The 11,528-nt window shown below is 35.3% G+C and carries 12 protein-coding genes; 11 read left to right on the top strand and 1 reads right to left on the bottom strand.

Going from position 1 to position 11,528, the window contains the following annotated elements; all coding sequences use genetic code 11:
• Window positions 1-46: 46 nt before the first annotated feature.
• The 4 genes from FG390_RS09870 to FG390_RS09855 all read left to right on the top strand — a co-directional run bounded on the left by FG390_RS09870 (window position 47) and on the right by FG390_RS09855 (window position 3,168).
• The gene (locus FG390_RS09870) at window positions 47-475 is read left to right on the top strand and encodes a MarR family winged helix-turn-helix transcriptional regulator (RefSeq protein ID WP_246092808.1); all 429 of its coding nucleotides are present in this window, start codon (window positions 47-49) and stop codon (window positions 473-475) included.
• 2 nt (window positions 476-477) lie between these two features.
• Window positions 478-1,449, top strand: coding sequence for a ring-cleaving dioxygenase (locus FG390_RS09865; protein WP_141190862.1), 972 nt, complete (start codon window positions 478-480; stop codon window positions 1,447-1,449).
• Window positions 1,450-1,454: 5 nt separating this feature from the next.
• Complete coding sequence (locus FG390_RS09860) at window positions 1,455-2,066, top strand: alpha/beta hydrolase (protein ID WP_141190861.1); 612 nt, start codon at window positions 1,455-1,457, stop codon at window positions 2,064-2,066.
• A gap of 232 nt (window positions 2,067-2,298) precedes the next feature.
• Window positions 2,299-3,168, top strand: coding sequence for an SDR family oxidoreductase (locus FG390_RS09855; RefSeq protein WP_141190860.1), 870 nt, complete (start codon window positions 2,299-2,301; stop codon window positions 3,166-3,168).
• 421 nt (window positions 3,169-3,589) lie between these two features.
• Here FG390_RS09855 and FG390_RS09850 read toward each other — a convergent pair whose 3' ends face one another.
• Entirely contained in the window at window positions 3,590-4,036 is a 447-nt protein-coding gene (locus FG390_RS09850) for an Lrp/AsnC family transcriptional regulator (RefSeq protein WP_141190859.1), read from the bottom strand.
• Window positions 4,037-4,203: 167 nt separating this feature from the next.
• Between FG390_RS09850 and FG390_RS09845 the strand changes: the two genes are divergently transcribed.
• The 7 genes from FG390_RS09845 (at window position 4,204) to FG390_RS09815 (ending at window position 11,263) form a co-directional block, all read left to right on the top strand.
• Window positions 4,204-4,827: a YitT family protein gene (locus FG390_RS09845; protein ID WP_141190858.1), complete on the top strand. Its 624-nt coding sequence runs from the start codon at window positions 4,204-4,206 to the stop codon at window positions 4,825-4,827.
• Window positions 4,828-5,097: 270 nt separating this feature from the next.
• A complete protein-coding gene (locus FG390_RS09840) occupies window positions 5,098-5,706 on the top strand; it encodes an HD-GYP domain-containing protein (RefSeq protein WP_141190857.1) in 609 nt (202 codons plus the stop codon).
• A 713-nt stretch (window positions 5,707-6,419) separates the two neighbouring features.
• Entirely contained in the window at window positions 6,420-6,965 is a 546-nt protein-coding gene (locus FG390_RS09835; RefSeq protein ID WP_141190856.1) for a competence protein ComK, read from the top strand.
• A 109-nt stretch (window positions 6,966-7,074) separates the two neighbouring features.
• On the top strand, window positions 7,075-8,928 hold the full coding sequence (nrdD, locus tag FG390_RS09830) for an anaerobic ribonucleoside-triphosphate reductase (RefSeq protein WP_141190855.1): 1,854 nt from the start codon (window positions 7,075-7,077) through the stop codon (window positions 8,926-8,928).
• A gap of 13 nt (window positions 8,929-8,941) precedes the next feature.
• Window positions 8,942-9,439 (top strand): anaerobic ribonucleoside-triphosphate reductase activating protein, encoded by a 498-nt coding sequence (gene nrdG / locus FG390_RS09825; protein ID WP_141190854.1) that lies wholly within the window; start codon window positions 8,942-8,944, stop codon window positions 9,437-9,439.
• 151 nt (window positions 9,440-9,590) lie between these two features.
• Window positions 9,591-10,142, top strand: coding sequence for a sulfate/molybdate ABC transporter ATP-binding protein (locus FG390_RS09820; protein ID WP_181406452.1), 552 nt, complete (start codon window positions 9,591-9,593; stop codon window positions 10,140-10,142).
• 197 nt (window positions 10,143-10,339) lie between these two features.
• Window positions 10,340-11,263, top strand: coding sequence for a ketopantoate reductase family protein (locus tag FG390_RS09815; protein WP_181406451.1), 924 nt, complete (start codon window positions 10,340-10,342; stop codon window positions 11,261-11,263).
• Window positions 11,264-11,528 lie beyond the last annotated feature (265 nt).

The raw sequence follows: 11,528 nt of genomic DNA, 5'->3' as shown, positions 1-11,528 counted from the left end.
GTGAAATAGGAAAAGGGATATGGCTGATAAGAAAAGAGTGTTGTTAATGTTAAAACGTAAAACTCGTTTGGAACTCTTGCTTTGGTTTAGGTTATCTCGGTTCTATAATCAAAGCATTCGGAAGTCGAATCATCATTTAAAAGAGTGGGATCTAACGACAGCACAATTTGATGTCTTAGCGCAGGTAGGGTCTCATCAACCTATCACTCAAAAGGATTTAGCTAATAAATTATTTGTAACAAAAGGGAATGTTACTCAACTAATTCGGAAAATGGAGAAACTAGAACTAGTTGAGCGAAGGCAGGAATGGAAGGTAAAGTATCTCACTTTAACGAATAAAGGTGAAAAACTTTTTCAAAATATTGTGCCGAAACAAGAAAATTACCAAGCGTCACAATTTCATGCATTAAATAAACAAGAGCAAAAACAACTACTTGAGTTGCTTAGGAAACTTCAAAAAGGTCAGGAGGAATAATCATGGAATTAAAGGGAATACACCATGTTTCAGCACTTACAGCCAATGCACAAGATAATTTTAAATTTTATACAGAGATACTCGGTATGCGTTTGATTAAGAAAACGGTGAACCAAGACGATACATCCGTCTACCACCTCTTTTATGGAGATGAAGTTGGTCATCCAGGTACAGAGTTAACCTTTTTCGAGATACCTCGTATAGCACCAAATAGGGAGGGTGTCAGCAGTATTTCTGGTATATCGCTTCGCGTATCTAATGATAAGGCTTTAATGTATTGGAAAGATCGCCTTGAAAGATTTAATGTGGAGCATGAAGAAATTCAAGATAGAGGCGGGCGTTTGACGTTAGCTTTTAAAGATTTCGAAGGACAAAGATTCTATCTTGTATCTGATGAAAATAATCAAGGGGTAGCTGCTGGCTTCCCTTGGCCTAAGAGTCCAGTTCCTGCTGAGAATGGTGTCACGGGACTCGGACCAGTCAAATTAACCGTTCGATATCCAGAAGCTACAATTAAAGTATTAACAGATGTTCTCGGCTTCAGAGAAAAAGGAAGTTATGCATCTGATGAAGCTGGCCAACCGGATATTCTAGTATTCGAAATAGGTAAAGGCGGCTCAGGTGCTGAAGTTCATATAGAAGAAAGAAAGGATCTTCCTGCTGAACGTCAAGGAAAAGGCGGGGTTCATCATGTTGCTTTTCGTGTTGATAATGAGGAAGAATTAAGAGAATGGATTGAAAAAATAACGAAACTTGGTTTTCCTAATTCAGGATTCGTTGATCGATTTTATTTTAAATCTCTTTATTTTAGAGAGCCTAACGGTATTCTTTTTGAGCTCGCAACAGATGGTCCAGGTTTTGCCACAGATGAAGCCGAGGAGCATCTAGGAGAATCTCTAGCTTTACCGCCATTCTTTGAACCGCAAAGGGAACAAATCGAAGCGCGATTAAAACCACTTAACACAAAGAGGTGATCATCTTGAAGCATATATTTGAACGGGGAAAGAGTAAAAATAGCCCAACATTTTTACTTCTTCACGGTACGGGTGGAAACGAAAAGGATTTACTTGGCATTGGGAGAATGATTTCAGAAGATGCTCATTTACTTGGGTTGAGAGGCAATATTATTGAACATGGGATGCCAAGATTTTTTAAGCGTTTAGCTGAAGGGGTACTGGATGAAGAAGATCTTATTTTTCGTACAAAAGAATTAAATCAATTCTTGGATGAAAGTGCAGAAAAATATGGGTTTAATCGTCAAAATGTTATTGCAGTAGGTTATTCTAATGGAGCCAATATTGCGGCAAGTTTATTATTCCATTATCAAAATGCTCTTCGTGGAGCTATTCTATTTCATCCAATGGTACCTTTAAGAGGGAAAACACTACCGGACTTGCAGGAGACATCCATTTTTATAGGAGCAGGGAAAAATGACCCCCTTTGTTCTTTAGATGAAACAGAAGAACTTAATCAAATGATTTCAGGAGCAAAAGCGGATGTCAGCTTATTCTGGGGTGATCAAGGACATCAATTAACACGAGATGAAGTCATGGAAGCAAAATCTTGGTATAAAGAAAAATTTATGAAATAGCCGAGAACACTCGTGACTGTCATGAGAGGTTCAGATGATGAAAAAATGACCAGACTTTCATGTTTGGTTATTTTTTCGATTATGTTAAATACAAATGATCCACGTTCTTAAAATCATGAATTAAAGTTCAAGTTCTGATTGATCGTAGAAAATAGATATTTCGCGTTTAAGAGAACCAAATATGAGGTAGAAAATACTATAACCATTAATACTCTAAAGAAAGGATGTCAGCATGGATTTACAAAACAAACAAGTCAATGGACAACCTGCTCAAACTTTGGTCAGAGATCAAGGTGTAGAAGAGGCAATGACGCCTAATCCAATATATGAAGATGATAATTATATTGGTACGGGAAAACTTAATGGTAAAGTGGCATTAGTAACAGGGGGAAGCAGCGGAATTGGACGAGCTGTTGCCATTGCATATGCAAAAGAAGGCGCCGATGTGGCGATTATCTATAATATTAATGATGAAGATGCTTTGTTGACGAAAGAGAGAGTTGAAGCACAAGGTCAACGCTGTCTTTTACTCAAAGGGGATGCAGGTGATGAAGCATTTGCTAGTCAAGCTGTTGAAGAAACGGTTGCTGAACTAGGCGGTCTTGATGTTCTTGTCAATAACGCTGGGGAACAAGCACCAAAACAAAGTGTTACTGAAGTTCCTTCCGATCAAATGGAAAGAACATTTAAAACCAATTTCTTTTCATTCTATTACTTTTCCAAAAAAGCGCTTGAATATATGAAACCTGGAAGCGCCATTGTCAATACGGCATCAATCAATGCATTTGTAGGTAATCCCATGTTAGTGGATTATACAAGTACAAAAGGAGCAATAGTTGCTTACACAAGAAGTATTGCGAAAGAATTAGCTTCAAAAGGTATAAGGGTCAATGCGGTTGCTCCAGGACCTATTTGGACACCACTTATTCCAACAACTTTTTCTCCTGAGCAAGTCAAAAATTTTGGTAAATCTACACCGATGAAACGTCCGGGACAACCTGTTGAATTAGTTGGTCCATATGTGCTTCTTGCATCAAATGACGGTTCTTATATGACGGGCCAAACGATTCACGTTGATGGCGGAAGCTATATGAGTTCTTGATCAAGCTTGATGAATTGAAAAAAGGTGAGAGACTACCTACCGTTTAGGTAGAAGTCTCTTACCTTTTTTTGTGCTTTAAGAAAGTATAAAAATTTAAAATATAAAGTATTAGAGCAACTAGCATAATCTTCTTCGAATAAGCATCGGGTTGCCAAGAAGGCGAAGATGTAGTGATACATTCTAGGCTTCTGTCTGCGCCTTATAGTGCGTGTTCAAAAAGGGAGCAAATTAGAAGCAAGAAGATCAAGGCGGCGCCGTTTTGAGGACCGGAATGTAGGTTTTTGCTACATGAGGACCGGAATAAACGAGCGGGCGCCGAGATTCGCCGCTTATCATTTGTTGACTTTTTGAACAACCTCTTATAGGTCCCGCTATCGGCAAGTTTTCTTTATCCTATAATAGGTTGTCCAAGAATGAATGATTAACTAGAACCTTTGGGTGGTAAAACCGAGCGATAGGGAACTGGCGAAGTTAAAACGGTCGATGTATTGACGATGGCATACGGCATTAAGCGATCAATAAGAGCTCTCATCCCTTTCATGCCTGCCACTGCGGCTCCCAATAAATAGCTCGCATCTCCTGTAATTCGATGGCATTCTAGAATGTCAGATTCTTTTTTTACTAATTCTTCAAATTCATCTGCAGAAACTTTTAAACCACTAATTTGTATGAATAACAAGATGTCACGTCCCACGGCACTGGGTGATATTCTTGCTGTAAAGCCTTCGATAATCCCTTTTTCAATTAGTCGATGTATACGTTCTGAGATGCTAGGTCTGCTAAGGGCTAATTGCTTCGATAATTCACTAATTGTCATACGACCATCTTTTTGCAAAAGCTCAAGTAAACGTATGTCCAATTTGTCCATAAATAACTTCCTTTCAAAATGAAGTAACTATACTATAAATTCATACATATTACATGATTATGATAGGAAACAACTTCATTAGTCTATGTAAAGTTTCGTAAATGTATTTTATCATGAATATTAGAGAGTTTAAACATTTATTCAAAATGAATTGGAGTGATTTACCGATGAAAAAAGGATTAGCCATTTTGCTTGGATGCTTAATGACAACCATCGGGCTTATTATATTGAGGCATAGTCATGTTGTAACAGGTGGGACAGCAGGATTATCACTAAGCTTGTCTTTTCTAACTGACTTACCTTTTTCAATCGTATTTTTCGTTATAAATCTGCCATTTTATGTTTTCTCACTTATTCGGATGGGGTTTAAATTTACCCTAAATACAGTTATTTCTATAACGATCTTATCACTAATGTCCAGTTTAGATTATTATATTATACCATTTTCACTTCCTGTTTGGGTAGGTTCTATTTTAGGAGGTTGTATAGTCGGTTTAGGATTAGTTGTATTATTTAGTCATGGTTCTTCTCTCGGAGGAGCAAATATTTTAGCCCTATTTTTACAAAAAAGGTTTGGTTATAATCCAGGAGTGATAAATTTTCTTTTCGATTTTTGTGTTGTATTGATTAGTTTCTTTACTATAGGAATATGGAGTGGTATCTTCTCCATTTTATCTGTCATCGTCACTTCAGTAGTCATTAGCTATTATAAAAATAGTATAGGAAAATCAATGGATAAAAATGTATCTAAAAACTATAAACATGATTCAAAAATGGCAGTGAATGAATGAAGAAAATAAAAGTTAATAAAGTAAAAAGAACACTACCGAAAATGGTAGTGTTCTTTTTACTATATACAATCACAACTTAAGAGGATAATTCGTAAATTTGTCAAAATTAATTCTATTTTCCTACTTTAAAAAGCATAATGTTAAACCGATAATTACTTTAATAGGAATAGTGGCCTACTAACCATGTAAAACAACTACGATCAACAGTATATTTTACCAATTTTCTGTTTCCCTCGTAAGATTAAATCAATTAGAAATGGGGATGATGCGATGGAAAACCTTATGTTGAACAAAATGGAACTCTTATCCCGTGATGAGCGATTTGACCTATTGTTATACCAACTAAGAGAACATGATTTTTATACATTTAATCACTCTATAAATGTAGCTAACCTATGTACAGACTTTTGTCGATATTTAAATATATCTATGGAAACTAGGTTGTCTATTGTTGATGCATTTTTACTCCATGATATTGGATATTTGTACGTGGATGCTTATTTGCTTGCAAAAACAGAGCCATTAACTCCTAAAGAGGAAGAGGAACTATCGAATCATGTTTTATATGGTGAAGAAATTATTAACACGTATTTAAATGATGCATCTATCGATATGAGTGTTATTTTATTGCATCATGAGAATATTAACGGATCTGGTTATCCGCTTTATTACAAAAAGGATAAAATACCCTATTACTGTCGGATGTTAAGAATTATTAACGATTATGATTTGATGGTACATCCAAGAAATTTAAAGAATGAATATACTCAAGAAGAAGCATTAAGAGAGTTAGCTAAATATGTGGATGTTTATTATGATAAAGAGCTTGTCCATTTGTTTATTCATTATGTCTTAAATAAATCCATTAAAGTTTCTTGAACTTAACTCGATTTGTTCGTTAATCTATGTATTGTTATCTTTTATATATTCGGATAGCTACAAAAAAGGATATATACATCTGAATTCAAGACGATACCGGTATTTAGATAATCATGTTAACCCCCATTCCCCTTGCCGAAATAAAATTCCCCAGTTACTTCCTCTTTTCCTTATGGGTTGTCTATTAATTTATATGGCATGTGGATAAGTCACCCATTCTAATCATCTATTTTCTTGTGATATTCTATTTTCAATATTTAAAAGTTTTGAATTTTGTCAAAAAAATATCACAAAGAGTCACAATATTCTATTATTTGTCTGATATAATATGATTAACAAAAAGGTAAAAAGAATTAAGTCAAAAGTACCTTTTTACCTTTTTGTTGAACAATGATCCGATATTCCGAAGTTTTTTGTCTGAGGGCAGGTTCTACTCTCATTCATCTTGATTCATTGGTTCGCCATATTGACACCAACTATAAAGTCCTCTATAACATTCATATTTTTCTACATACTTCGGTATTCCTTCTTGATTTCGCACCTTAGTTAACCACTTCTTTGTTTATGATGATCTAACTTGAATTCTCTAAAGAAAAAGTATTAAAAGAGTCAGGAGATGATATTTTTAAAAAAAGGACTGAATAAGAACAAGACGGTAAAATAAAAAGGTGAATATTAGGGAGGAGATCACACTGAATAATAGCAAACCTACTATGACGTTAGAAGAATATATCATTCATCCTAGTACAATGGCTTTATTACCAACAGACGGTCCATATGGATATCCATGGACATTGGTTTTAGAAGAAAAAAAACAATACAGAATCCAATCACATGCTTTAAAAATTGTCGATAAATCATGCCATAACTTTGGCTCTAGTTATAAAAGTAACAAAGAACATGTGAATCGAGTGATGGGTAAGATAAAAATGGTACCTGTATGTATTTGCAAAGAATTGGATGTCTATTTATTTCCCCTTCACTCACCAAAACAAATTCGAAAGTGTATATGGTTATCATTAACCCAAATTGATCATTATCATAACGTTGATGGAGGTACCACTCGAGTGGTCTTTCGTAATGGCTATTCCCTTGATGTTGACATTAATTTTTACAGTTTTAAAACAAAATTTGAGAGAGCGCATAAATATCGGGACAGTTTAGCTGCAATGGTAAAAAAATATGCCACTGATGAATATATGATATTAGAGAAATTAACAAGTATTCTAAAAGGATATTTTAAGAGTGAACAATTATAGCTCAACCATTCAATTATCTAATCAGCATACAATATATGTGCTTTCTATCACTTCTTAATACTATATATTGTGGTAAAGTTTTTTTAAAATTATATGTTGAGGTGAAGAGATGGTTGAAACTTTCGTTAATAAAGCATTGGATGAAAAAATCCGTGAGTTAATCATACTTGATGAAACAATAGCAAATGAAAATGCAAATAAAGACGGAAATGTATTTAATACACAGAGAGATCTCTTGGCAGGAATTGCGGCTAAAGATTATGCCTTGCGTTATTTACTACCTAAGAGAGTGGCAGAATCGCATGAAAGAGGCGAAATTCATTTTCATGATCTTGATTATTCCCCTTTTTTTCCGATGTTTAATTGTATGTTAATTGATTTTAAAGGCATGTTCGAAAATGGTTTTTCGATTGGTCATGCGGATATTGAAGAACCTAAATCAATAAAAACAGCAGCTGCCCTCGTCGCACAAATCGTAGCCAATGTCTCCTCCAATATTTATGGTGGAACAACGTTTAATCGTGCAGATGAAGTATTAGAGCCATATGCGATTCGAAGTTTTAAAAAACATTTAAGAAACGGCAAGAGGTGGATTCCTGGGGAAAAGGAACAGGAAGAGTATGCTTATAAGATGACCGAAAAAGAAATCTATGATGCGATGCAATCTCTTGAATACGAAATTAATACGCTATTTAGTTCTAATGGACAAACCCCTTTTTTTAGTTTTAATTTTGGTCTTGGCACGTCTTGGTTTGCAAGACAAATTCAAAAAGCGATCTTAAAGGTTCGGATAGAGGGTCTTGGAAGGGATAAGAAAACGGCTGTTTTTCCCAAGTTAATTTTCACGCTGAAACGTGGCATTAATTTAGATTGCAATGATCCTAATTATGACATTAAAAAACTTGCCCTGGAGTGTTCGGCAAAACGAATGTATCCGGATATTTTAAGTTACGATAAAATAGTGGAAATCACGGGAGACTTTAAAAGCCCCATGGGGTGTCGTTCATTTCTATCTTCTTATCAGGAAAATGGCAAGTACATCACAGACGGTAGAAATAATCTCGGTGTTTGTACCTTGAATTTACCTCGAATAGCCATCGAATCGAATGGAGATAAGGCTATATTTTGGTCACTGTTTTATGAGAGATTAGACATCGTCTATGAAGCTCTCATGTTCAGAATTGAAAATTTACATCGGACATTAGCAAAAAATGCCCCCATCCTTTATCAATATGGGGCAACGGGAATTAGACTCCAAGCAGATGAACATGTCATGGATATGTTTCAAGGCGGTCGGGCTACGATATCGATTGGATATATTGGTTTATATGAAGTAGCGACAGTTTTTTATGGATCAGAATGGGAAAAGAGTGAAGACGCAAAAACATTTACTTTGGATATCATGAAAGCATTAAAAGATGCAGCTGATAGCTGGAAAAAGGAAACAGGCTATGGATTCAGTGTATATGCAACGCCTTCAGAATCACTTACAGATCGTTTTTGCCGGTTGGATACCCAAGATTTTGGCGAAATTGAAGACATCACAGATAAAGGCTATTATACGAATAGTTTTCATTATGACACTCGAAAAAAAGTGAATCCATTTGAGAAAATAGATTTTGAGAAAGATTATGAGCCATACACGACAGGTGGTTTCATTCACTATTGTGAATTTCCATCTTTAATTCATAATCTTGAAGGATTAGAAGTAGTTTGGGATTATGCTTATGATCGTATTGGTTACTTTGGTACAAATACGCCCATCGATAAATGTTATGAATGCGACTTTGAAGGAGAGTTTGAGTCAACGGCTCATGGTTTTCAGTGCCCAAATTGTCATAATCACAACCCAGAAACCACTTCATGTATCAGGCGGTTATGCGGATATCTCGGTTCCGTGATACAACGAAAGCCTATTAAAGGACGTCTAAAAGAGATTAATAGTCGAACAAAGCATGTTTAGGTGGTTAAAAGTTATGAATTATGCAGATTACAAACGTTTTGATATGCTGAATGGATTAGGGATACGACATTCCTTGTTTGTCAGCGGATGTCGTCATTATTGTAAGGGATGTTGGAATGCTGTGGCTTGGAACTTTGGATTTGGTTCTCCTTACACTAAGGAAACTGAAGATAGAATAATAGATGATTTAAAAATGAAACAAATTTCAGGATTATCCTTACTTGGAGGGGAACCTTTTGAACATCCAATCATCTTAACTCGTCTTTTAAAACGTATTGAAAAAGAATGTGAAAATAAAAATGTTTGGTGCTGGTCTGGATTCACTTTCGAGGAAATATTATTGGATTCAGAAAAAAGTGAGATGCTAAAGCACCTTCATGTTCTTATTGATGGTAAGTTTGAACTGGATAAAAGAGATTTAAAACTTAAATTTCGTGGGTCCTCGAATCAGCGTATCATAGATGTGAAAAAATCAATTGAATTTGGCTACGTTGTTCCTTATTTGAGTTAAGTGTGACACATTTCCTAGGCATATGCATAGTATAAAAAACAAGAAAACCACTCTTTACAAACATATCGTGTTTTTGAAGAGTGGTTTTTAGTTGAATAAAAATAATCCATATTAAACCGAGTTGACACCATTCGGAGCCCTTGATGCAAAAGTGAGAAAAGAACTTCGGAATTGGTTAAGACATTTACATCAAAAATTTAATATCACAAGTGTATTTGTCACTCACGATCAAGAGGAAGCCTTTGAAGTGGCAGATCGAGTCGTCATTATTAATAATGGTAAAATTGAACAAATTGATACTCCAGAACAAATATACGAAAATCCGGCCAGTCCCTTTGTTTATGATTTTATTGGAAACGTTAATTTAATCAAGGGAAACATTCATAAGGGTACTTTCACCGATGGTTATATAGAATTTGATGTACCAGAGTATGGTCATGAAAATGAGACTCCTGCATTGGGATTTGTTAGACCACACAATTTTTTGATTGAAAAAGAATCAACAGGGAATCGATCGATAAAAGCCAAAATAGAACATATTAATGCTACTGGCCCCATCACTCGCATCGAATTGGAAAGAGAAGATAACCATCAATTAATTGAAGTAAATCTAAGGAAAGACGAATTTCAGCAGTTAAATATTAAACCGGAAGAATATATTTACGTTAAACCAAATAAAGTTAAAGTATTTCGTGCCAATTGATGAACTTTAATAGATCGCCCCTTCTTGCTAAGAGAGGGCGATCTATTTAGATACTCTATACATTCAAAAAGTGATTGTTATTGTCGGAAAGCGGATATTTTATGATAGAATAGAAAAGAAGATTAAAAAGTCACAAAATGATGATAATTTTAAAAAACATTTTTAATCCACATCAAGAGAATGAAAAGAGGGATATCATGAATATTGTTGTATTGGGTGCTGGGGCCATAGGAGGCTTTTATGGAGCATTGCTTACAAGACAAGGTGAAAATGTCACTTTTATAGCGAGAGGAAAGAACCTTGAACATTTGCAAAATCATGATTTACATATTGAGAGTATTTGGGGGGATTTTTCTGTTTCTGTAAAAGCAGTTGCAGCTGATGATATTCCGAGTTTGGACCCTTGTGATGTTGTTATACTTGCGGTTAAATCGACAGCACTTAAGGATGTCATGCCTCAAATAAAAGAACTTATCTCAGAAAAAACGAAGATTTTATGCCTGCTGAACGGTATAGGTAATGAAGAAATTTTAGCAGAAGAGTTTGGGGCTGACCGGGTGATCGGGGGGTCTGCATTTGTATCTACCATTTTTGAAAAACCAGGTCTTATTCAACATGTCGCAGAAGGTAAAATTGTCATGGGTGATTGGACGAAGGAAAGATCAAAAGTGGTTAATCAACTTGCAGAGGTCTTCAGAAATTTAGGTGTTGAGATCGAGGTCTCTGATAACATCCAACAAGCAAAATGGGAAAAATTATTGTGGAACATTTGTTTTAATCCAATTACGGCTTTAACTCAAACCAAAGTTGGCGTTGCGCTAAATAATCAGGACATCTTTCCCATTATGAAACGGATTCAATCTGAATACTTAGCTGTTGCTAAAGCCTATAATATTCATTTTGATCCTGAACAAGCGAATTGGATCTTTGAAGAAAATGAAGATGCTGGAAATCATAAAACATCGATGCTGCAAGACTTTGAATCTGGAAAGAAAATGGAGTTAGATGCTATCATGGGTTATGTTATAAAACTCGCTCATGAGAAAGATATACCAGTTGCGACAATTGAAACCATCTATCATCTACTAAGATTTGCAGAAAATGAGGCAAATAAGAACTAATATAACATTTAAATGTACCATTGTAATGGTTGTTCATGATTTGAATCATGCTTCGCGCTATGCCTAGCATGTGATGGCTAAAAGCGAGGAAGGTCAAGAGTGATCAGTTCCAATCTGATAAAAGATGTCTTCGGGATAGTGGATGTTGTGTCTGATACAATCCAAGGTTAGGTGCACTATTATGTATCCCGTACGAAATATGTCAAATATGCATGAAGCAATTTTGTTAAATCTAAATAAGGTGATCAAGTTAATTTTGGATGGA

This window comes from Terrilactibacillus laevilacticus (assembly GCF_006517395.1).
Lineage (GTDB): Bacteria > Bacillota > Bacilli > Bacillales > Sporolactobacillaceae > Terrilactibacillus > Terrilactibacillus laevilacticus.
The sequence above is the reverse complement of the archived record's forward strand: the minus strand, read 5'-3'. Positions and strand labels throughout refer to the sequence as shown.